Source organism: Acetobacter suratthaniensis, assembly GCF_017377745.1.
GTDB classification, from domain to species: Bacteria; Pseudomonadota; Alphaproteobacteria; order Acetobacterales; family Acetobacteraceae; genus Acetobacter; species Acetobacter suratthaniensis.
The window spans coordinates 40,292-63,319 of the sequence record NZ_JAFVMG010000004.1; the positions used below are offsets into that span (position 1 = coordinate 40,292).

Here is a 23,028-nt window from a genome sequence, read left to right on the forward strand (position 1 = left end):
CCCCGAGCCTGTCTCTGGCGGAACATGATAACCCGCCACATCCTGCGCACCACGCATCTATCGAGGTTTTACTCTTGTCACTGCTCGACACCCCCCTGCCCGCCTCGATACAGGCACAACGCTCAACCCGTCTGGCTTTTCTCATGGCCGGATTTGCAGGGGCCGCATGGGCGCCCATTATTCCTTACGTCAAACTCAGATGTGCGCTGACAGACGCCCATCTGGGCCTGCTGCTGCTCTGCCTTGGCATGGGGTCCATTATTGCCATGCCGGTGTCGGGTGCGCTGGCAGGCCGTGTAGGTTGCCGGTGGATCATTGCTATTTCCACCCTTGCTGTCTGCTGTGTTCTGCCGGTTCTGGCTTCTTCCGGCTCCGTTGCGGTACTGGCTGTGGCGCTAACCATTTTCGGGGCGGGAATCGGGTCTATCGATTGTGTGATTAACGTGCAGGCCATCCTTGTCGAACGGGCCTGCCAACGCACCATGATGTCCGGTTTTCATGGCCTGTTCAGTGTTGGTGGTCTGTGTGGAGCCACGGGGGTCAGTACCCTGCTTGGCCTTGGCCTGTCACCCGCAGCGGCCTGTAGCGTGGTGTCGGTATTATTGCTGCTGGGGGGCATTGCGGTTCTGCCCGGCCTGCTGAACGGCCGCACCGGCTCTGCCGAAGGCCCGCCTCTGGCCATGCCCCACGGGGTTGTGCTGGCCATCGGGGTCATGTGCTTTATCGTTTTCCTGACAGAAGGAGCCGCCATTGACTGGAGTGCTGTGTTTCTTGCGACAGTCCGCCATGTCAACGTCCGCTACACGGGGCTGGGTTATGTCGCCTTTGCCTGCACCATGACAGTCGGACGCCTGATGGGAGACCATCTGGTGCGCCGCGTACCGGGGCGCATACTGGTAACGGCAGGTAGCCTGCTGGCGGCCACGGGCATGCTGCTGATTGCTACCATACCTGTCTGGCAACTTACCCTGTTGGGCTATGCTCTGGTGGGAGCGGGTTGTGCCAATATCGTACCCGTTCTTTACTCAACCGTTGGCCGACAGACCCTTATGCCCGAACATCTGGCTGTTTCCGCCGTAACAACGCTTGGCTATGCCGGAATCCTGATCGGGCCTGCGGCACTGGGACTTATTGCCCAGCTTGCCAGCCTGCCCATTGCATTGGGCACTGTTGGCATTCTGCTGATAGCCGTCGCCCTGTCTGGCCTGCTTTTGCCGCGCGCGCTCATTAACGGTGTGGATCAGGACTGAGACACACCCTACGCCATTCCGCCGTAGGGAGGCTTGGCGGGACAATTATTTTTTTGGGAGGAGACATGGATAAACCGCTGATTTCTGCGGCCAGGAATGGTGGGCGCAACAGGGATTGAACCTGTGACCCCTACCATGTCAAGGTAGTGCTCTACCGCTGAGCTATGCGCCCATTCCTGTGGTGTGGGGCCTTGTATCCTGCTTGCGCTGGCAGCGCAAGCCCACAATAAAGGAGGGAGATGAAAAATTTTGTCCACTCCGTCCTGTCCCGTGGAATCCGTGCCTCTCTCTCGGCTATCCAGCCCCCAGAAAGCGCCCCGGCCCCACCAGAAGACCCGCTGGCGCCACCACCCGTCGTGACATTGGAGGGGAGCCGCACAAGCCCCATAGTGCTCGCCGCCCCCCACGCAGGACGCTATTACCCTGAATGGTTCACCAGCACGGCCCGCCAGCCTCTGGCAGACCTCCGCAGTGGCGAGGACAGTTTTACGGAGCGCCTCGCCCAGCCCGCCCATGATCTGGGGCCTGCACTCGTTCACGCCACGTTTCCGCGCGTTCTGTGCGACCCCAACCGGGCTGCGTGGGATCTGGACCCACGGATGTTCCAAGGCCCTATTCCGCCCTTCATCCGCCCGACGGAGCGCGGGTTGTCCGGGCTTGGCTCCATTCCGCGCATTACCGGCAGCCACCGCGCCATTTACCGCACGCGCCTGCCATTCAGCGAGGCTGCCCGGCGTATCGCCACTTACTGGATGCCCTATCACACAACATTGGCTGGCCTGCTGCGGCGCACCCATCAGCAGCACGGACAATGCCTGTTGCTGGACCTGCACTCCATGCCCGACACGGCGGAAGTCGGCACGGCTGATTTTGTTCTGGGCGACCGGCACGGTACGGCCTGTGCGCCAGACATTATGGAGCGGGCCGAGCAGACCCTGCGCGCGCTCGGCTACAGCACCGCACGGAATACCCCCTATGCGGGCGGTTACATTACCCAGCAATACGGCCACCCACCCCAGAACTGCCATGCGCTACAAATCGAAATGCGGCGCAGCCTGTATATGACGGAAGCAACCCACACCCCGCATGAGGGTTTTGAGCCTCTGGCCCGTAGCCTTGCTGTGCTCGTCGGGAGTCTGCTGGAGCATCTGGGCTGAAAATAGCCGGGCAAGATTCACGAAAAACTATTGAAACAGAACGGCCAAGCCCTCATCTCATGCTCCAAAACAGGGAGCGGCTAAACCCCTCAGGCCGCACCCGCGCCCAACCACACCAGAGGAGACAGAACATGACCGACAGCACCAGCGCCACACAGGGTGGCAGCGAAACAAAGGAATTCAGCGCCGAGGTCGGACGCCTGCTCGATCTGGTCGTGCATGCTCTGTATTCCGAGCGCGAAATTTTTCTGCGCGAACTGGTCGCCAATGCTGCGGACGCCACCGACCGCAGGCGCTTCGAAGCCCTGACAGACGGTGCGCGCGCCCTGCCCGAAGGCGCAAAAATCCGTATCAACCCGGACAAGGATGCCCGCCTGCTGACCATCAGCGACGATGGCGCAGGCATGAGCCGCGAGGAACTGGTGTCCAACCTTGGCACCATCGCCCGCTCTGGCACGCGCGCCTTCGGTCAGCAGCTTGAAAACGCCAAACCTGAAGACCGCCCAAGCCTGATCGGGCAGTTTGGCGTTGGTTTTTATGCGGCCTTCATGGTGGCGGATAAGGTTGAGGTCGTCTCCCGCCGCGCCGGGGCCGAAGTCGCCTGGCGCTGGTCATCAGACGGACGGGGCTCCTACACGATTGAACCGGCCAGCCGTGAGACAGCGGGTACTGACATCACCCTGCATATCAAAACCGATGCTGATGAGTTCCTCGATCCGTACCGCCTGCAATCCATTATCCGCAAATGGTCCGATCATATCGCCTGGCCTGTCACCATCATGCAGGACGGCAAGGAAGAAGCCGCCAACGAAGGCACGGCGCTGTGGCGCAAGCCCCGCTCCGAAGTCACCACGGAACAGCTTGAAGAATTCTACCGCCACCTGACCCACAACTTCGATACTCCGTGGGAAACCCTGCACTGGCGCGCCGAAGGCACCATGGAGTTTTCGGCCCTGCTGTTCATTCCCTCGTCCCGCCCGTTCGAATTTAGCGAGCAGACACGTGAAAGCCGTATCCGCCTGCATGTGCGCCGGATGTTCATTACCGACGAGGCAGAAATCCTGCCGTCATGGTTGCGTTTCGTGCAGGGCGTTGTGGATACCGAAGACCTGCCGCTGAATGTCTCGCGTGAAATGCTGCAGGCTACGCCGGTTCTTGCCCGTATCCGCAAGGCTGTAACAGGCAAGGTGCTCTCATCCCTCAAGGCGCGGCTTGAAGATGCGCAGGCCTATGAAACATTCTGGGACAATTTCGGCCCGATCCTGAAAGAAGGCATGTGGGATGACCCGACCTACCGCACCGAAGTCGCGGGGCTGAGCCGTTTCCGCTCCAGTGCGGTGGATGGGCTGACCGGGCTTGCCGACTACGTAAACCGCATGAAGCCCGAACAGGACGCCATCTACTACGTAACGGGCGACAACACGGATGTGCTGGCGGCCTCGCCTCAGATCGAGGGGTTCAAAGCCCGTGGGATCGAAGTACTGCTGCTGTCAGACGCCGTGGATTCCTTCTGGCCGGAACGGCTGGGCACCTATGAAGGCAAGACCCTGCGCAACGTGGCGCAGGGTCTGAACGATCTGGACAAGTTCGCACCGGACACGGAAACAGCCGCCCAGAAAGCGGATATGGACACGCTGCTGCCTGCCCTGAAAGCCGCTCTGGAAAACGAGATTACCGATGTGCGGGCGACCGATCGCCTCGTTTCCAGCGCCATGGTGCTGAGTGCGCCCGAAGGTGGGCCCGATCTGCAACTGCGCAAGCTGATGCAGCGGAGCGGCCAGGCCATGCCAGAAGCCAAGCCGGTGCTGGAACTCAACCCCGCCCACCCGCTCACGCACGCCCTGGCAGCCCGCCTACAGGCGGGGGAAGACATTGCCCCGCTGGCGCATATCCTGCTCGATGTCGCCAGCATTCAGAACGGTGACACCCCCAAGGATGTCAACGCGTTCGCCAGCAGGATCATGAACTATCTTGCAGCGCCGACCACAGCAGACTGATCAGGCGTTTTTTGACAACAGGGCAGGTTCGGCATTTCAGGCAGGGCCTGCCTTTTCCTCCTGCTTGACCGCACACCACAGGGCATCGAGCGTCTGCACATCCTGCTCGGCCATGGACAGACCCTGTTCCGTCAGCCGTGCCTCCACTCCCTCAAACCGCCGGGTAAACTTATCACAGGCCTGCCTCAGGCACGCTTCGGGATCAAGCTTGAGCCTGCGCGCAAGACTGGCGACAGAGAACAGGATATCACCCAGTTCATCCTGCATGCGCGCCTGATCGCCACTAGCCATTTCCACGGCAAACTCCTCAACCTCTTCGCGCACCTTGCCCAGCACTTCGCGCTCATCCGGCCAGTCAAACCCCACACGCGCTGCGCGCGCTGCCAGCTTGGACGCCCGAAGCAACGCAGGCAGCGCGGGTGGCACCCCAGCCAGAGCGCCCAGTGCGCGCCCGCCAGCCGCCAGACGCTCACGCTCCTTCAACTGTTCCCACTGGGCAGGCACTTCGGCCTTTGCCTTGCCGGTAGCATCCTGCTGCGCGGGTTCGGACAGCACATCAGGGCCGAACGTTACATGCGGGTGGCGACGGATCATTTTTTCCGTCACCATCCTTGCGACCGTCGCAAAATCAAACAGCCCCTGCTCGCGGGCAAGCTGGGCCTGATAGACCACCTGCAACAGCAGGTCGCCCAGTTCATCAGGAAATGCGCGCCAGTCCTGCTTCTGGATGGCGTCCAGCACCTCATAGGCTTCCTCGATGGCATAGGGCGCGATAGTTTCGAAGGTCTGCTCCTTATCCCACGGGCAGCCTTCCTCAGGGTCGCGCAGGCGGGCCATCAAGGCCAGCAGCCGGGTAAGCTGGTGTTCCGCCTCAGCCCCGCCTGAAGAAGAAAAATCCGTCATGCCGCCTGCATCCATCCTGTTGTGCCAGCCCCGCCATATGCGGGCTTTATCGCAGGCGCATTGTGCCATAAAACGCTCTTACGTCCATGCACCCCGGCAAGGCGGCCCACACCAGCCGCGCGGGCTGAAGCACCGACGCAACGCGGAGAAACACAATGGCGCAGCAACCAGTCGTATTCATTGATGGCGAGGCAGGCACAACGGGGCTTGGTATCCGCGAACGCCTGAGCGCCCTGCCGGTGCGCCTGCACTCCATCGACCCGGCCCTGCGTAAAGACCGTAACGCCCGCAAAGCCGCCATGGCCGAGGCGGATCTGGTTGTGCTGTGCCTGCCCGACGCCGCCTCACGCGAGGCCGAAACCATGGCCGCGGAACTGGGGGCCGATGCTCCGCGCCTGCTGGATGCAAGCACGGCATTCCGCACTGACCCCACATGGGTTTACGGCTTTCCTGAACTCTCGCCCGAACAGGCGCATGCCATCTCATCAGCGCCGCGTGTTTCAAACCCCGGCTGCTACCCCACAGGGGCCATCGGCCTGCTGCGCCCACTTATTCAGGCGGGTGTGCTGCCCGCCCATTACCCGGTGTGCATCAATGCCGTAAGCGGCTATAGCGGCGGCGGACGGCAGATGATCGAAGCCCATGAGCGCGATGGTGGCCCTGCTTTCGAGCTGTACGGGCTAACGCTGGAACACAAGCACGTGCCTGAAATCCACACGCATGCGGGGCTTACAGCACGCCCCCTGTTCGTGCCTTCGGTCGGGCATTTCGCACAGGGGATGATTGTTTCCATTCCGCTGCACCTGTCCTTGCTCGAAGGAGCGCCCAGTGCTGCCGACCTGCACGACATTCTGGCCCGGCATTACCAAGGACAGGATCATGTGCGGGTTGTTACGGCCGATACCACACTTTCCGCCGAAGCTCTGGCCCATAGCGACCTCATGGAACTGCGGGTGCATGGCACGCCCCATACCCGCCATGCCCTGCTGACGGCGCGTCTGGATAATCTGGGCAAGGGAGCTTCCGGGGCTGCGCTGCAGAATATCCGGCTCATGCTCGGGCTTGCGTAAAAACGCCCATGAACCGGTTTTGAAACAGGAAAAGGTCTGACAGACATGACAAATCGTGTAGCGCTCGTTACCGGTGGCAGCCGCGGCATTGGCGCCGCCATTGCCCAACGCCTTGCCGCCGATGGGTACGATATCGCCATTTCCTACGCCAATAACGCTGCGGCGGCAGAACAGGTCGTTGAAAAAATCCGCGCACTGGGCCGCAAGGCGCTGGCCATCAAGGCCAATGGCGCCTCGGTTGAGGGCAACCGTGAAGTAATCGCCGAAACTCTGGTGGTTTTTGGCCGGATTGATGCACTGGTGTGCAATGCAGGCACGTTCTTCTCTGGCCCGATTGACGAAATGAGCGTCAGCCAGATCGAACATATCCTCAACCTGAATGTGCGCGCCACCATGGTTGAAACCATGGAAGCCACCAAGCACATGACTTCGGGTGGGCGGATTATCTATATCGGTTCCGCTTTTGGCGCCCGGGCACCTTTCCCCGGCATTTCGCTTTATGCGGCAACCAAAGCCGCCCTGCGTGGCTTCGCCAAGGGTGTCGCACGCGATCTAGGCCCACGCGGCATTACCGCCAACGTGGTGGAACCCGGCCCGATCGATACAGACCTGAACCCTGACAGCGGCGAAGTCGCGGCCCTGATCCGCAGCTTTGTCGCAACCGGTGCTTACGGCAAGGCGCAGGACATTGCGGATATGGTGTCATTCCTTGCCAGCCCGCAGGCCAGCTACGTAACCGGGGCCGCCCTGCCGGTCGATGGCGGTCTGGAAGCCTGACCCCTTCAGCCCCTGCCCCACAACGGGGCAGGGGCTACCCGGCGGGCCTCACGCCATTTGCGGAATTTCAACCACAATCCGGCCTTTCAGCCGACTTTCAAGCAGATCTTCCGCTGCCTGCGGCACATCCGCCAGCGGCACGCTACGGCTCAGCCCGGCCAGACGCTCCAGATCCACCAGTTCCGCCAGACGCTGCCAGGCTGTCTGCCGCAAGGGCCGCGGACACATGACGCTGTCGATCCCCACCAGCGTAACCCCCCGCAGAATAAACGGCGCAACCGTTGCAGGGAAATCCATCCCCCCTGCCAGCCCGCAGGCTGTTACCACACCTTGCGGCCGCATACCCGCGCACACGGCGGCGAGCACATGCCCCCCGGCCACATCCACAGCACCAGCCCAGCGGGCTTTTTCCAGTGGGCGCAGCGGGGCCTCAAACAACGCGCGCGGCAAAACTTCATGCGCCCCGAGGCTTTGCAGATAGGGCTGCTCCTCCAGTCGCCCGGTTACGGCAGCAACCTCGTACCCCAGCCGGGCCAGCAGCATGACAGCCACGCTACCCACGCCCCCTGTAGCCCCTGTAACCAGAACCGGGCCATCGACCGGTCGCACCCCTTCACGCTCCAGCGCCATAACGCACAACATAGCCGTAAAACCGGCCGTGCCCAACGCCATCGCCTGAAAAGCATCCAGCCCGGCAGGCAGAGGCACCAGCCAACTGGCCGGTACGCGCAGGCGCTGGGCATAGCCGCCCCAGTGCAGTTCGCCTGCGCCACATCCGTTCAGCACCACTGGCTGACCAACCCGAAATTCAGGCGATGTCGTCTGCTCCACAATGCCTGCCGCATCCACCCCCGGCACCATAGGCCAGGCTCGAACAACCGGCCCCCGGCCTGTCACGGCCAGCGCATCCTTGTAATTCAGGCTCGACCACTGCACCCGCACCGTTACATCGCCCTGCGGCAGGGTTTCGTCCGAGAGTGCATGCAGCCCGACACGCTGCCCACCTTCGGCGGTTTTTTCTATGTACAAAGCTTCAAACATACGCTCTTCCATATCATGTGACATGGCGCAGCCCTGCGGTCTGCCCCTTATCCTTCACCACCGGCCCCTGCGCCGGATCTGTTGTGCGGAAGGTAACAGGCCTTTAACGCCCGAAAAGGGCTGATGTTGGTGCCTGACAGAGTTTTGATAGCCAAGCGCAGGACAGTCGGACAGCCTGCCATGCAGGAGCACATAAAAAATACATTGGCTTGTCCCCCCCGGTCAGGACTATAGATGCAGTAATTATATAATATCATACTGACCGGACACTCTCCTTGCTCCTGTTTATAATGGGCCTGTTGGCTCTTGCGCTCCTCATCGCAGTTAGCGTGCTGATCTCACTTTCCGAAATTTCTTTTGCCGCGGCACGCGATGTGCGCCTTCGCAGTCAGGCCGAAGCAGGCAACCGCAAGGCACAGGCCTTCCTTGCCCTGCGCCGCAACAGCGGGCAGGTCATGACCGTTATTCAGATCTGCCTGAACGGCGTGGGTATTCTGGGCGGTATCGTCAGTTCGGAAATGCTGACCCCACCCCTGACCGCGTTCATGCTGCAATGGCATTTCTCTGAATGGTGGGCTCAGAACCTCGCCTCGGCTTTCAGCTTTCTGTTCGTAACCGGCGTATTCGTCCTGTTTGCTGATCTGCTGCCCAAACGGGTTGCCATGAACGACCCCAACCGGGTCGCCCTCGCTATTGGCTGGTTCCCCCGCGTGGCGCTGCGTGTGCTGTATCCGTTTGTCTGGACATTTTCACGCATATCCGATGCTGTGCTGCATGCCCTGAAAATTCCTGCGGCCTCAGCGGTAGAACCCGTAACCCCTGAAGACCTGCGCGCCATTCTGGCAGCAGGCACCGTATCGGGCGCCCTGCTCCAGCAGGAGCACCAGATGATCAGCAACGTGCTGGCCCTGCAGGATCGGGCGGTCACTTCCGCCATGACCCCGCGCGACGAAATCGTGTTTCTCGATATTCAGGACACACCCGAGCATAACTACGACAAGGTGCGCGCGGCCCCCTATTCACGCTATCCGCTATGTAATGGCGGGCTGGACAAAGTTATAGGCTCCATCCGCTCGGAAGACGTTCTGGCCTCAGTGGTGGACCCCAACGCCCCACAAGCGGAACAGCCGCGCGGCAACCCCATAGCCCGCCTGCGGCGCGATGTGCTGTCCGTACCGGAAACCCTGCACCTGTGGGATACGCTGGCCCAGTTCGACAGCCACGGCACCGGCTTTGCCCTTGTGGTGAACGAGTACGGGCTGATGGTGGGGCTGATCACCTTCAAGGACATCATGGGTGTGCTGATGGACGGCGTGGCCAGCCCGTTTGAGGAACAGGCCATTGTCCGCCGCGACGAAAACTCATGGCTGGTGGATGGCGCAGCCCCCATCGGAGACGTCATGCGCGAACTGGCGATTGTGGCCTTGCCCGATCATGACCAGTTCGACACCATCAGCGGCTTTATCATGCACCGCCTGCGCCGCATGGCCCGCAAAACAGACCGGGTGGATGCCTCTGGCTTCCGTTTTGAGGTCGTGGATGTGGAAGGCTTCCGCATTAACCAGCTACTGGTCACACGCCTACCCGACAAACTACCGGCCTGAACCCCGTAACAGGCCCCCGGCAGGCGGCGTGGCCCCTTCCTTGGCCAGACAGGCCATAAGCGCCCCACCTGCCCTCTCTGCTCCCTACTCTCCCCACACATGATAGCGCTCCATCCCCCGGCACAAACAACCGGGGAGGTGCACCCGCATACCGCCTGACGCAAAATACCCTTGCCCTACACAGGCACACCCCTTTCGCACCCACAAAACCTGTCGCCCGGCCAGCCCGGTCTGCCGTGCGCCGCCCCCTGTGTGCACCTGCCGGGCACAACGGTCTGGCAGGATAGGATGCGGGTTTGCACAAAACATCCCACGCTCCATGCAACCTCTGCCTGTCTCGCGGGTTTTCATAAAAAAACGGGCCATTCCCGAAGGAATGGCCCGTCCTGTGCAAGTCTTTTAAAACCGGAAGAACCGGGATCAGGATACTTTAGAAAGCAGCCTGAACACGCGCCGCCAGCGAGTTGCCGCTACGACCATATTCGTTGATGACGGCCATGGTGCCGTAATTGGTGTTGCCGTTGCCGGTCGCCATGAAGTGGTTGAAGTCCAGCATGACGCGGAAGTGACGGTTGGGATACCAGTTCAGACCACCAGACCAGACAGTCTGCTGGTTGCCGTTCTGGGCATTAGCCCCGGTACCGTTAATCGCCGTATCATGGAAATCGCTGACGCTGTAGCGACCCGTGATTTCAAGCGCACCCCAGTAACCATGCTTGGGATCAAATTCGTGCTCAACACCCGGAGCGCCGAATGCGCCTTCTTTCTCGTTATAGGCACGCCCTTTACCGATCAGGGTGTAGTTGGCGGCAACGTAGTAGCCGTCAAGGTTCACGTTACCCATGCCCTTGGCATAATCGGCAGCCCCAAGAGAGCGGGTCACGCCAATATTATAGTATTCAGCCTTCAGCAGCAGCTTTTTCCAACGCAGGCCCAGTTCCGGGCCAGCGGCCCAAACGGAGTCAACATTGTTCATCGTTCCACTGCCAAGCAGAGAAGTCGATGTAAGGGCCAGTTCCGGGTTGCCGCCGGCGGAGTAATTACGGGCGCCCGTAGCAGAGTTTGTCGCCGGACGGAAAGAGCTAATTGCCGACAGACCAACGTGCAGGTCGATATCTTTCGATACAAACGGACGACCCGCGACGCGGAAGGTACCACCAAGGGGGTTATTGGTCGTGTAGCTGGCAGCACTATTGTTTCTGCGATCACCAAAGCTCTGGCCGGTGAAGTAAGCCCCGATCCACCAACGCTTTTCGTAATGCATACCACCGAGGCTGAAGCGGGCGTCACCAGCTGCAATGTTACGCACGACGTTCGTAATGTTGGGACGTTCCATCATTTCGAAGTCGTTCGAGCTTTCGGAGTCTTCTTCCGTCACGCGCGGCTGGAAGTAACCGACCGTCAGGATCGTGTTGTGCAGACCGGTGTAGTTCAGGTTCGCTTCATACAGCGTCTGATCGGTCGTAGCACCGTCAACACTACCCGAACCGAAGTCAGGCGTTACGTTCGCCACCCAGTCTTTGTAACGGAAGGTGAAAGGAATACGGATACGACGGGCATTTTCAGTCAGACCGGAGAAGTCACCCCGGCTTTGCCCGGGAGCAGACGACATACCCATGAAGCCACCGAAGTCTTCATGGAACGCCAGACCGACGGACAGAGCATATGCACCATCTTCAGACGAAACCGTGAAGCGACCCTTGGGGAAGCCGATGATCATGCCACCAACGCGGACTTCTTCATCCTTCGCACTTGCAGCCTTGAAGTCCTTCCAGGACATCGTGTCGCCACGGTCGGAAGGCGGGGTGCCCACGCCGCTGGGGCCAACGGACTTATGCAGGGCGGCGTCATCAAACTGCACGCCGTGCTCAACCGGGCCAGAAGAAATCTGGCGGCTTGCGCGATAACCGTGCGCAGCCTGCTTCTGAGCCGCATCGGTCTTTGCGACCTGAGACTTGAGGCTAACGATCTGCTGCTGCATTTCGCGGCGCATGGAGGCCATTTCCGCCTTCAGGGCGCGGATCTCGGCATCATCAGCCGAGGCAGCCTGAGCCACAGGAGCAATCCCGGCCAGCAGCATGGTCGTAAAAGCAATTGTCGGAAAAAGGGGTTTGCAGCGCATTATGCCATTCCACAAGTAAAACAGTGAGGGATGGATACCGTGTCCGCTCGCTTTTGCGTGTGACGCTTCAATGAGGGTTTCATTACGGTTTCATTAAAAAAGCGGTCTGGAAAACCAAACCGCTTCTTTTCATGGATATCCACCACAGGTTACAAAAAAACCTTGGTAGAACGCTTACTTTCCGCTCTTCCAAGCGGCGAGGATATCGTCCTTAACGCTCTTGGGCAGCGGCACGTAGTCCAGCTTCTCGGCAGCACTGTCGCCATTGGCGAAGTCCCAAGCGAAGAAGGTGCGAACAGCTTCATCACGCGCGGGGTTGCGTGCGGGAACCGGAACCAGAACATAGGTGGCGGACACAACCGGCCAAGCATCCTTGCCGGGGGTGTTCAGCAGGTTGATGGCGAAATGCTGTGCGCTCTTCCAGTCGGCGGCTTCAGCCGCGTGGGAGAAGCTGAGCAGGCCAGCGGCAACATTCGTGCCAGCCTTGTTGCGCAGGCGCACCGTGGTCAGGTGGTTACGGCTGGCGTAAGCGAATTCGACATAACCAATCGCGCCTTCGGTGTTGCGCACCGTGGCGGCAACGCCGTCATTCCCGCGCGCACCCAGACCATTCGGCCAGTTGATGGAGGTGCTGGCACCCTGGTTCTGCTTCCAGCTATCCGAAGAATCGGCCAGATAGGAGGTGAACACGAAGGTCGTGCCCGAACCGTCCGCACGGTGGACAGGAGCAATAGCCGTGTCCGGCAGATGCACACCGGGGTTCAGCGCCGCAATCTTGGCATCGTCCCAGGTGGTGATGTCGCCTGCGTAAATCCCGGCCAGCACTTCGCCGCTCAGGGTTACGGCATCAGGCTTAACACCGGGGATGTTCACAACCGGAACAATGCCGCCCATGACCGTCGGGAACTGGAAGAGGTGACCATCCTCAAGCTTCTTGGCATCCATCGGCGCATCGGAAGCACCGAAGTCAACCGTTCCGGCCAGAATCTGGTTCTGTCCCGCGCTGGAGCCAACGCTCTGGTAGTTAACCGTAACACCGGTTGCCGTCTTGGCCGCCGCGCCCCAGGATTCGTAAATGGGGGCCGCAAAGCTGGAACCAGCGCCAGTCACGTTTTCAGCCCGGGATACCGCCGGAAGAGTGGCCAGGAGGCTCGTAACAGCTGCCAGACACACTCCAGACCTGATTGAAAGACGCATTGTTGGATTAATCCCTATTGCCGTGAGCTTGCGGCGGCTTGCCGCGCCCATGTGCTTAAAGGACAGTTCCCTGAAATGGTGTGATGGTTTCAGGACATTTACATTACAGATTTATGACAGAGCGCCTGCCAGCGGCAACCACACGCAACATTCCGTGCCCTGCCCCACCACACTGCGCACGATAAAGCGCCCACCATGGCGAGTTACAACATGCTGCACGATAGCAAGGCCCAGCCCGCTGCCCTGCACACTGGCCGCCGTTTTGGCCACCCGGTAAAACCGCTCTGTCAGGCGGGAAAGGTGGCGTGCGGGAATACCCGGCCCCGTATCAGACACACTCAGCACAACACCCGGCGTTGCGGGCCAGCCCGCATCGGGGGGGGCGCGCTCTCCCCGTACGGTAATGGACAGAGGCGATGCACCCGGTTTTGCCTTGGTTGCCAGTCCATATTTTAGCGCGTTTTCCACAAGATTCATCAGAACCTGAAAAAGCTGCGCCTCATCCCCTTCCACCTCCAGAAGATCGTTCTGCGGGATTTCCACAACAAGAGAGGCCTGACGGCCCGCCAGCAACCCCACAGTTTCTCTTTTAAGGTGATTAAGCAAAGCGGCCACATCCACCACCTCGGTGGGGCGGAGATGCTCCTGCATCTGCACTCGCGACAGATAAAGCAGACTATCGAGCAGCCTTTGCATACGCCGGGCCTGCGTACCCATGATTTCCAGAAACTCGCGCTGGGCTGCGGGATCATCCGCCGCCGGGCCTTGCAAGGTTTCGATGAATCCCAGCAAAGCCGCCAGCGGCGTGCGGAGTTCATGACTGGCAAACGCAACAAAATCCGTATGCTGGCGTTCCGCCATAACGGCTTCCGTCTCATCATGCAGAGCGACAAACACGACGGTTGTCAGACCCCCTTTGCGGGGCGTTTCCCCCATAAGGGCGGCGGGAACTGCTTTTTTGTGCAACCAGGCACGAATAACCCGGTACTGGGGAATATCCAGCACCACGATGGCCTCTTCCGGCACGCTGCCGCTCTCACCATTGGAAAGCAGATACTCAACCCGGTTCTGAAACGCCGGATGCCGCACGATGCTGCCGATACAATCACGGAACTGGCGATGGGCCTCCGGCGAGATCACACAAGGCAGGCGCGATTCGTTCAGCGCCAGTGTCGCGGCAGGCAGACAGGCCATCACCTCTTCAAGCGGCAAGCCATACGGCATTTCTACCCGGCGGGGTATCGCACCAAGGGCGGCAGCCCGCTCGCGCAAAGAAAACATGCGAGAGAGCAGAAACGGCACGGAAGACAAGAGACTCCCTGCCAGCACACCGCACCCTACGGCCAGCCATACATGCATGACGTCAGACCACTTTCATGAACAGGCTGGGATCAGTCCTGCTCCAGAGGTTTGTCCAACGCGTAGCCTCTGGCCCGAACCGTGCGGATCAGATCTGGCTCGGTCGCTTCATTCAGGGTCTGGCGCAAGCGGCGGATATGCACATCCACCGTCCGCAGTTCCACGCAGGAGCTACGCTCCCATGCGTGTTTAAGCAGTTCTTCACGCGAGAAAACCTTGGCCGGATGCAGCATAAGAAATTCCAGCAACCGGTATTCTGTCGGCCCCAGCGATAGCAGACGACCATTGCGCTCCACCTTGTGGCCAACCCGATCCATGACCAGATCCTCAAAGCGCAGAGTTTTGTCTGCCGGGGGGGCGCGCCGCAGGATCGCCTTCACGCGGGCAAACAGCGTGTCCATGCCAAAGGGTTTGATCAGATAATCATCCGCGCCAATATCCAGCCCGCGAATGCTATCGGCTTCCTCGCCCCTTGCACTCAGCATGATAATGGGCAGCGACGCCGTGCGATTCTGCTCGCGCAGGCGGCGGCAGACCTCGATCCCGGAAATACCCGGCAGCATCCAATCCAGCAGAATCAGATCAGGCTGGCGCTGGCGCACCTGTTCCAGCGCTTCCTCACCGTCGCCTGCGTGGCGTACCGTGTAATTCTGCTTTTCAAGATTGTAACAGATCAGCCGCGCAAGGGCCGGGTCGTCCTCGACAACCAGAAGATCCGTTTTCTGCATAACCGTCCGCCTTCATCACTACTGTCAGGCAGGATATGACGCGCATATGACAAAAAACAACCGCGCAGGCTACTTATGTTACAGCCGCCCACCCCATAACATGGCAAAAAACCGCGCCTGTCATGGTTAAAACACGCCTATGAAACTTTTATGAAGCCTCATGCCCGAACGGCAGGCGGTTACAAAAAACCCCCGTGCGAACGGGGGTTGATTGTTTCCATCCGTAGCTCAGCCCTCGAAGGGGTCACGCACCAGAATGGTATCATCACGATCAGGGCTGGTAGACAGCAGGGTAACGGGTGCGCCCACCAGTTCCTCGATCCGGCGCACGTATTTAATGGCCTGCGCGGGCAGATCCGCCCAGCGGCGCGCGCCGTGGGTGGTTTCTTTCCAACCTTCAATGGTTTCATAAACCGGGCGGATACGCTGCTGCGCCGCCGGAGCAGACGGGAAGCGCTCCGTCTTTTCGCCATCCAGTTCGTAACCAACGCAGATACGGATTTCATCCAGCCCGTCCAGCACATCGAGCTTGGTCAGGGCCAGACCGTCAACACCGCCCACGCGCACCGCATGGCGCACCAGCACGGCATCAAACCAGCCGCAACGGCGCGGACGGCCCGTAACCGTGCCAAACTCATGACCGCGCTCGCCCAGGCGGCGGCCGGTTTCATCAAACAGCTCGGTCGGGAACGGCCCCTCACCCACGCGGGTGCAATAAGCCTTGGCAATACCCAGAACAAAACCGGCCGCACCCGGCCCCATGCCCGAACCCGTACCTGCGTTAGCCGCCACCGTGTTGGAACTGGTCACAAACGGATAGGTGCCGTGATCCACATCCAGCATGACCGCCTGTGCGCCTTCAAACAGGATACGCTTACCCTGACGGCGGGCTTCGTCCAGAATGTCCCATGTCGGGGCCATGAACGGCAGCACGCTGGGGGCTACCTGTGTCAGATAATCCAGCAGTTCGGCCTTGCTGAACGTTGGCGCACCCAGACCGGCCAGCAGCGTGTTGTGGTGCAGCAGCAGTTCATCCAGCTTCCAGTCCAGCGTTTCCGGCTCAGCCAGATCGCACAGGCGGATACCACGACGGGCCACCTTATCTTCGTAAGCCGGGCCGATGCCACGACCGGTCGTGCCGATCTTGCGATCACCCCGAGCGGCTTCACGCGCACGGTCAAGCGCACCATGCACGGGCAGGATCAGCGGCGCGTTTTCGGCAATTTTCAGGGTTTCGGGGGTAACGGACAGACCCTGTTCGCCAATCCGGGCGATTTCCGCCAGCAGGGCCTGCGGGTCAACCACCACGCCGTTACCGATAATGCCCAGCTTGCCGCTGACAACACCCGAAGGCAGAAGCGAGAGCTTGTAAACCTGATTGCCAACGACCAGCGTATGGCCAGCATTATGGCCACCCTGAAACCGCACCACCACATCGGCCCGGCTGGCAAGCCAGTCCACAATCTTTCCCTTGCCTTCATCACCCCACTGGGCGCCGATCACGGTTACGTTGGACATTGAGGGTCTGCTCCTGAAAAAACTGCCTGCTGGTCAAGAAAAAGGGGTGCCACGGCACGGGGCCGGGCCTGAACGTAGGGAGGTGATATCCGCCATCCGTACCTAGGACAGCGCGACACAGCCCGTGCCCGAAAGCACAAAGCCGCACCCCAGACGCCGGGCTTCGTCCACCGCCTGCGCGCCGGACAGAAAACCACCAATGGTAGCATGGCCACGCGCACGCAGTTCCGCAGCCTGCGCGTGGTCACAATCGGTTGCCAGATAAACGCGCGGGCGCGGCGGCGCGGCAGGAATAAGCCTGCACAGCACATCGGGGCGGAAGGTCAGCCCACAGGCCGGTTCGTTATCGTTGCACCGATAGCGCCCGCCCCGGCCCAGCTCTTCCGAGCGCCCCAGAGCGAACAGCGTCACGCAGACGCCGGTATGATATTTCCAGCCCCGAAACTCCACGGGGTCTACCGTCAGGCTCAGCCCCGGGCAGCGCTCACGCAGGGCGCTGACCGTTGCCACCAGCCTGCGTACAATGGCGGCGGCACGCTCAGGCAGGCTGATTTCCATCAACCGCGCCACAGCGTGTTCAGCCGCACCGCTCGCATCCAGCAGGGCAATCAGGGTCGCAGCCAGCGCACCACCGTGTTCGGCCACGGCGGCGGCATCTTTACGGTCAAGCGCCCGCAGCAGCGCCGGGCGCTCGGCCTGTGCCACATTGGCTTCTTCCAGCAGAGCCGGAATAAAGGAGGGCATGGTAAGGTCGAAAGACACGCCTTTAACACCAAGGCGCGAGAGCGCTTCCGCTCCAATGGACATAACCTCGGCATCGGCTTCGGGGGAATCGGGGCCGATCAGTTCGATCCCCGCCTGCATGATCTGGCGCCCGCTTTCTTCAGCCGCGATAGGCGCCACCACCACACATTCGCCCGCGTAAGACACTCGCAGCGGACGCGGCACACCGCTCAGGCGTGTACCCGCCATGCGGGCCACCTGCGGAGTAATATCAGGCCGCAGCACCATCATGCGCCGGGTATCGGGGTCCATGACGCGGAAACCCTGCTCCGCCAGAGCCGCCCCGGCCCCCGCCAGATACGTGTCCTCAAACTCCATAAGCGGAGGCCGCACGGGGTCATACCCATGCGAGGTGAACACATCCATAAGGGCTGCGACACCCTGCGCCTGTGTCCGGGCGTCAGGCGTCAGCAGATCGACAAAGCCAGCGGGCAGCAGGGCCGGGCTAAAGGGCGGGTTTTCCGTCATGTCTCGGCCTATAGCACTCCCTGCCCCACCCGTCATGCCCGCAAATGACACGCATAACACGCTGGTGCGTTCACCCTTCCGCAACGCCCGGCAGGGTTTCCCAGCCTGCGCCAATAAACGCCAGCACCCGCCGCCCCGCACCCGCAGGCCGCAGAACAATCAGGTTACGGTCTTCCAGCCAGCCCAGCAGACGGCGTGCCCGCCCGGTGGACACGGTGCCATAGACACGGGCGATTTCGCTATCCTGCGGGCAGGGCTGCTGCTCAATGGCCGCGCGCGCCAGAAACAGGAACACGCCCTGCAGGTCTTCGGGCAGTTCGGCTGCCATGGATTCGGCCTGCCGCCAGTCCTCCGAGGCTGAAATATCCTCGCTGACACCACTGCGCGCCACCGCCAGCAGGCGGTTGAAACGCCGCATGTCCAGCGCATTGCGGCCAAGCCCCGCAATACGACAGCGCACCAGAAAGTCCTGATACAGAACGGGAGCAGGACGAAAGGCCGCGTCGTCATCTTCCAGCATATCACGCAGGATGGCGGTCATGCGGGACTCGCGCTCGGCATCGGTTTCAGGCGTGGGAGGGGCGGATTCGGGCTCCTGCTCGGCCTGCGCCTGCCCGTGGGCGGCAAGCTGGCTGAGCAGGTCTGGCACGGGGGCGGGCGGCGCACGGCGCACGCGGGCGGGCATGTCCATAACCGGCACAGGGGCCAGAATCAGCTCATGCACCGGCGCTGAAGGCGGCTCGAACGGGGCCAGAACCGGCCCGGCCGAACGGCTCTGGGTTTCCACCGTGCCAATGCGCACCATGGCAGGGCGGCGGCACAGCGCCGGGCCGAGGGCGAGAAAAGTCCCCCGATCCAGATCACGGAACGATTCGGCCTGCCGTCGCTCCATACCCAGCAGGTCGGCCGCACGAGCCATGTCGATATCCAGAAACGTGCGGCCCATCAGAAAGTTGGAGGCTTCCGCCGCTACGTTCTTGGCCAGCTTGGCCAGACGTTGGGTGGCAATAACCCCGGCCAGCCCCCGCTTGCGGCCACGGCACATCAGGTTGGTCATGGCGCCAAGAGAAACCCGGCGCGCCTCGTCCGATACATCACCCGCAGCGGCAGGGGCGAAAAGCTGGGCTTCGTCCACCACCACCAGCACAGGGTACCAGAACGTGCGCGGCACCTCGAACATACCGCCCAGAAAAGCCGCGGCCCAGCGCATCTGCTGATCCGCATCCAGCCCTTCGAGGTTAAGCACCACGGACGCCCGATGCTCACGCATGCGCTCACCCGCCGCGTGCATGGCCATTTCGGAATGATCCGCCGCTTCGATCACCAGATGGCCAAACCGATCCGCCAGACTGACAAAGTCCCCCTCCGGGTCGATAATCGCCTGCTGCACCATACGGGCGGACTGTTCTAGAAGCCGCCGCAGCAGATGCGACTTACCAGAGCCTGAATTGCCCTGAACAAGCAGGCGTGTCGCCAGCAGTTCGCCCAGATCCATGCGCGCCGGGCCACCCCCCGGCACTTCACCCATCGTAATCATGTTATTCATAACGAAACGGGATACCGCTCCCCACCCTGCTTTCGCAACCAGTCCAGCGCCCCATTGGCAGCGGCCCGACCGGTAGCAAGACACGCATGCAGCAGGTAGCCGCCTGTCGGGGCCTCCCAGTCCAGCATTTCTCCCGCGACAAACACGCCCGGTAGTGCCCTCAGCATGAACTGCTCCGTGCAGGCAGCCCATGGCACACCCCCGGCCGTTGAAATGGCACGCGCCAGCGGCTGCGGGGCATCAAGCCGGATAGGCACAGCCTTTATCCGCTCCGCAAGTCCTCCGGGAGTCGTGGGTACGGCCCCGCTTTCGCGCAGCAGGCCAATAGCCGCCGCAGATAAATTCAACCCCTTACGCAAACGGTTGGACAGGCTCTCGCGCGCACGCACGCGGGCCAGCCGGGCTGTGACATCCGCAAGGCTCATATCCGGCCGCAGGTCGCACAGAACCGTTGCATGCCCCTGCGCCAGCACCCGCTCACGCAAGGCAGAGGCCAACGCGTAAACCGCGCCGCCTTCAAGCCCGCTGGCGGTCAGCACGACCTCACCGCGCACGGCACGGCCTTCAAAACTCAGGGCCACCGGTTTGAGGGGCGCTCCGGCGAAACGCTGCGCAAACAGCTCAGACCATGCAACGCAAAAACCGCAATTGGCAGGCTGGAAAGGGGCCAGCGCCACACCGCGTGCGGCCAGAATGTCCGCCCAGTGCCCGTTACTGCCCAGCCGGGGCCAGCTTGCCCCGCCCAGTGCCAGCACCAGAGCATCGGTTTTTTCCGCCTCCGGGGCCGCAGTCTCCGGGCCAGCCAGCAGCAGGTTGCCCTGTGCATCCCACCCCTGCCAGCACGTGCGGGGGCGCAGGCTCACACCCTGTGCACGTAAACGCGCCAGCCAGTTCCTGAGCAGGGGCGAAGCTTTCATGGCTTTGGGGAACACCCGCCCTGATGAACCCACAAAACTGTCCTGATCCAGACCGCTCATCCAGTCGCGGATATTCTGCGTTGTCCAGTTAGCCAGAGCTGCATGCAGGCAGGGCGCTGCGGCCCCATAACGGCTTTCAAGCGCCTCATGCGGTTCGGAATGCGTGATGTTAAGCCCACCCCGCCCGGCCATGAGAAACTTGCGCCCCAAGCTGGGCATGGCGTCCAGCACCTGCACCACGCAACCCGCCGCAGACAGAACCTCTGCCGCAGCAAGCCCCGCCGGGCCGCCCCCCACAACCGTAACGCGAAACGGCTCTGTCATGTCGTGCGCCAGAACCGGTTCATGCTCATGCCGTCTGACGGCCCGCGGCCCGCACCGCCGTTGCCAACGCGCCAATCTGCTCCAGTACGCTGGGGAGAGTCCGGTCGGTTGCGCGGCCCTGCTCATCCAGCGTTCCGGCCAGTGTCTGCAACAGGGCCGAGGCCACTACGGCGCCATCGGCTATGCTGGCGGCCTGCGCCGCCTGTTCGGGCGTGCGCACACCAAAACCAACGGCGACCGGCAGCGTGGTAGCAGCCCGCACGCGCGGAATAGCCGCCCGCAAATCGCCCGCGCTGGCGGTGCGTGTGCCCGTTATCCCGGCAATACTGACATAATAAACAAAGCCCGAAGCATGCGAGAGCACATAGCTCAGTCGCTCCACCGTGCTGGTGGGGGCGACAAGGCGGATGATATCAAGACCGGCGGCCTGAGCCGGAGCCTCCATCACATCAGCTTCCTCGGGCGGTAGATCCACCAGAATGACGCCATCCACACCGGCGGCGACGGCATCGGCGCAGAAGCGCTCATACCCGTAGGATTCAACGGGATTGACATACCCCATCAGAATAACCGGTGTCTGGGTGTCGCCCTCGCGGAAGGCCTGCACCATACCCAGCACGCCAGCAAGGGTAGCGCCCGCCTTCAGCCCGCGCAGGGCTGCTGCCTGAATAACCGGGCCATCGGCCGACGGATCGGAAAACGGCATGCCGATTTCAATCAGGTCGGCACCGGCGGCAGGCATGGCGCGCAGCAGGGCCAGCGAGGTTTCGCGGTCGGGATCATACGCTTCCAGATAGGGAATGAGCGCACCGCGCCCCTGTGCTGCAAGGTCGCTGAAACGTTTGGCGATACGGCTCACAGTTCCACCCCCAGATGCTCGGCCACAGTAAAGATATCCTTGTCGCCCCGGCCTGAAAGATTGACCACCATCAGGCTGTCGGCAGGCAGGGTCGGGGCGAGTTTCATGGCGTATGCCACCGCATGCGCCGATTCCAGTGCCGGAATGATCCCTTCCAGCCCGGTGCAGAACTGGAAAGCCTCCAGCGCCTCGGTATCGGTCGCTCCGACATATTCGGCGCGGCCAATATCATTCAGCCAGGCATGCTCGGGGCCTACACCGGGGTAATCCAGCCCGGCACTGATGGAATGCGCTTCCTCAATCTGGCCATCGGCGTTCTGCAGCAGATAGGTGCGGTTGCCATGCAGTACACCCGGACGCCCACGCTCGATGGAGGCGGCTGTCTTACCACTATCCAGCCCGTGGCCTGCCGCTTCCACGCCAATCAGGCGCACGCTCGTATCATCAAGAAACGGATGGAAAATACCCATTGCGTTGGAGCCACCACCAATGGCAGCCACCACCACATCGGGCAGACGGCCTTCGGCTTCGTGCATCTGGGCCTTGACCTCGGTGCCGATCACGCTCTGGAAATCACGCACCATGGCCGGATAGGGCGATGGCCCTGCCACCGTGCCAATAAGCATGTAGGTATCGGCCACATTGGCCACCCAGTCCCGCATGGCCTCGTTCATGGCGTCCTTGAGGGTACCGGCACCGGCTGTCACAGGCACGACTTCGGCCCCCAGCAGGCGCATGCGAAACACGTTGGGTTTCTGGCGCTCCACATCGGTCGCACCCATGTAAACCACGCATTTCAGGCCGAACAGAGCACAGACCGTGGCGGTCGCAACCCCGTGCTGACCTGCGCCCGTTTCGGCCACAATGCGTGTGCGCCCCATGCGGCGGGCCAGCAGGATCTGCCCCATAACGTTGTTGAGCTTGTGCGAACCCGTGTGGTTGAGTTCTTCACGCTTGAGGTAGATTTTCGCGCCCCCAAGCTTTTCGGTCATGCGGCGGGCAAGCCAGAGCGGACTGGGACGGCCTACGTAATCCTTCAGGTAGTAATCCAGTTCCCGCTGGAAAGCTGGATCGGCCTTGGCCTGTGCGTAAGCGGTTTCCAGTTCAAGAATCAGCGGCATCAGGGTTTCCGCCACGAAGCGGCCACCATACCGACCACCGAAATGACCCCGGCCATCCGGTTCATGCCGGAGAGAGCTGTTTGTCAGCGCTGCTTTTTGCTGTTCCATCGGGTTTGCCATTGCCAGTTCCACCACTCCTCTGCCGCCCATGCGCCAGAGCCGCGCATGGAGCGCAGCCCTTCCGCATAGCCGTTGTGCGCTTCCGCTTACCAGATACCGCACCGAATTGCACAGTCCCGCGCCGCAATCTTGCCAGCCGCAGGAGGCTGCCCCATAGTCCGGCCAGC

The 23,028-nt window shown here is 61.5% G+C and carries 18 protein-coding genes and 1 tRNA gene; 6 read left to right on the plus strand and 13 right to left on the minus strand.

Translation table 11 applies throughout. The annotated features are described in order from the left end of the window. Window positions 1-74 precede the first annotated feature (74 nt). The gene (locus J2D75_RS05880) at window positions 75-1,250 is read left to right on the plus strand and encodes an MFS transporter (RefSeq protein ID WP_243428545.1); all 1,176 of its coding nucleotides are present in this window, start codon (window positions 75-77) and stop codon (window positions 1,248-1,250) included. 97 nt (window positions 1,251-1,347) lie between these two features. Here the strand turns inward: J2D75_RS05880 and J2D75_RS05885 are convergent. After that, window positions 1,348-1,422, minus strand: a tRNA-Val gene (locus tag J2D75_RS05885). Between the two features lie 67 nt (window positions 1,423-1,489). On the opposite strand from J2D75_RS05885, the gene J2D75_RS05890 reads away from it, so the two are divergent. Both J2D75_RS05890 and htpG read left to right on the plus strand, forming a co-directional pair. Then, a complete protein-coding gene (locus J2D75_RS05890) occupies window positions 1,490-2,407 on the plus strand; it encodes an N-formylglutamate amidohydrolase (RefSeq protein ID WP_207853849.1) in 918 nt (305 codons plus the stop codon). 131 nt (window positions 2,408-2,538) lie between these two features. Continuing rightward, window positions 2,539-4,404 (plus strand): molecular chaperone HtpG, encoded by a 1,866-nt coding sequence (htpG, locus tag J2D75_RS05895; RefSeq protein ID WP_207853850.1) that lies wholly within the window; start codon window positions 2,539-2,541, stop codon window positions 4,402-4,404. Between the two features lie 36 nt (window positions 4,405-4,440). Here htpG and mazG read toward each other — a convergent pair whose 3' ends face one another. Beyond that, on the minus strand, window positions 4,441-5,307 hold the full coding sequence (mazG, locus tag J2D75_RS05900) for a nucleoside triphosphate pyrophosphohydrolase (RefSeq protein ID WP_243428546.1): 867 nt from the start codon (window positions 5,305-5,307) through the stop codon (window positions 4,441-4,443). Between the two features lie 155 nt (window positions 5,308-5,462). On the opposite strand from mazG, the gene argC reads away from it, so the two are divergent. Next, entirely contained in the window at window positions 5,463-6,377 is a 915-nt protein-coding gene (argC, locus tag J2D75_RS05905; protein WP_207853852.1) for an N-acetyl-gamma-glutamyl-phosphate reductase, read from the plus strand. A gap of 45 nt (window positions 6,378-6,422) precedes the next feature. Beyond that, window positions 6,423-7,154, plus strand: a complete 732-nt coding sequence (locus tag J2D75_RS05910) for an SDR family oxidoreductase (protein ID WP_207853853.1) — start codon at window positions 6,423-6,425, stop codon at window positions 7,152-7,154. Between the two features lie 48 nt (window positions 7,155-7,202). Here J2D75_RS05910 and acuI read toward each other — a convergent pair whose 3' ends face one another. After that, window positions 7,203-8,195, minus strand: coding sequence for an acrylyl-CoA reductase (NADPH) (gene acuI / locus J2D75_RS05915; protein ID WP_207853948.1), 993 nt, complete (start codon window positions 8,193-8,195; stop codon window positions 7,203-7,205). 275 nt (window positions 8,196-8,470) lie between these two features. Between acuI and J2D75_RS05920 the strand changes: the two genes are divergently transcribed. After that, complete coding sequence (locus J2D75_RS05920; RefSeq protein ID WP_207853854.1) at window positions 8,471-9,799, plus strand: hemolysin family protein; 1,329 nt, start codon at window positions 8,471-8,473, stop codon at window positions 9,797-9,799. A gap of 430 nt (window positions 9,800-10,229) precedes the next feature. On the opposite strand, the gene J2D75_RS05925 is transcribed toward J2D75_RS05920, so the two are convergent. The 10 genes from J2D75_RS05925 to trpB all read right to left on the minus strand — a co-directional run bounded on the left by J2D75_RS05925 (window position 10,230) and on the right by trpB (window position 22,861). After that, window positions 10,230-11,921, minus strand: a complete 1,692-nt coding sequence (locus J2D75_RS05925; protein ID WP_207853855.1) for an OprO/OprP family phosphate-selective porin — start codon at window positions 11,919-11,921, stop codon at window positions 10,230-10,232. A 174-nt stretch (window positions 11,922-12,095) separates the two neighbouring features. Continuing rightward, complete coding sequence (gene pstS / locus J2D75_RS05930) at window positions 12,096-13,130, minus strand: phosphate ABC transporter substrate-binding protein PstS (RefSeq protein ID WP_207853949.1); 1,035 nt, start codon at window positions 13,128-13,130, stop codon at window positions 12,096-12,098. Window positions 13,131-13,229: 99 nt separating this feature from the next. Then, a complete protein-coding gene (locus tag J2D75_RS05935; RefSeq protein WP_207853856.1) occupies window positions 13,230-14,477 on the minus strand; it encodes a sensor histidine kinase in 1,248 nt (415 codons plus the stop codon). Window positions 14,478-14,509: 32 nt separating this feature from the next. Next, the gene (gene phoB / locus J2D75_RS05940; protein ID WP_207853857.1) at window positions 14,510-15,205 is read right to left on the minus strand and encodes a phosphate regulon transcriptional regulator PhoB; all 696 of its coding nucleotides are present in this window, start codon (window positions 15,203-15,205) and stop codon (window positions 14,510-14,512) included. 228 nt (window positions 15,206-15,433) lie between these two features. Next, on the minus strand, window positions 15,434-16,723 hold the full coding sequence (locus J2D75_RS05945) for an adenylosuccinate synthase (RefSeq protein WP_207853858.1): 1,290 nt from the start codon (window positions 16,721-16,723) through the stop codon (window positions 15,434-15,436). Between the two features lie 102 nt (window positions 16,724-16,825). Further along, on the minus strand, window positions 16,826-18,010 hold the full coding sequence (locus J2D75_RS05950; RefSeq protein WP_207853950.1) for an ATP phosphoribosyltransferase regulatory subunit: 1,185 nt from the start codon (window positions 18,008-18,010) through the stop codon (window positions 16,826-16,828). Between the two features lie 34 nt (window positions 18,011-18,044). After that, the gene (locus tag J2D75_RS05955) at window positions 18,045-19,520 is read right to left on the minus strand and encodes an ATP-binding protein (protein WP_207853859.1); all 1,476 of its coding nucleotides are present in this window, start codon (window positions 19,518-19,520) and stop codon (window positions 18,045-18,047) included. Next, window positions 19,517-20,761: a TIGR03862 family flavoprotein gene (locus J2D75_RS05960; protein ID WP_207853860.1), complete on the minus strand. Its 1,245-nt coding sequence runs from the start codon at window positions 20,759-20,761 to the stop codon at window positions 19,517-19,519. The genes J2D75_RS05955 and J2D75_RS05960 overlap by 4 nt, the downstream gene beginning before the upstream one ends. Before the next feature lie 25 nt (window positions 20,762-20,786). Further along, window positions 20,787-21,620, minus strand: a complete 834-nt coding sequence (gene trpA, locus J2D75_RS05965; protein WP_207853861.1) for a tryptophan synthase subunit alpha — start codon at window positions 21,618-21,620, stop codon at window positions 20,787-20,789. Next, window positions 21,617-22,861: a tryptophan synthase subunit beta gene (gene trpB, locus J2D75_RS05970; protein ID WP_207853951.1), complete on the minus strand. Its 1,245-nt coding sequence runs from the start codon at window positions 22,859-22,861 to the stop codon at window positions 21,617-21,619. Before trpB ends, trpA begins: the two co-directional genes overlap by 4 nt. Between the last annotated feature and the right edge of the window lie 167 nt (window positions 22,862-23,028).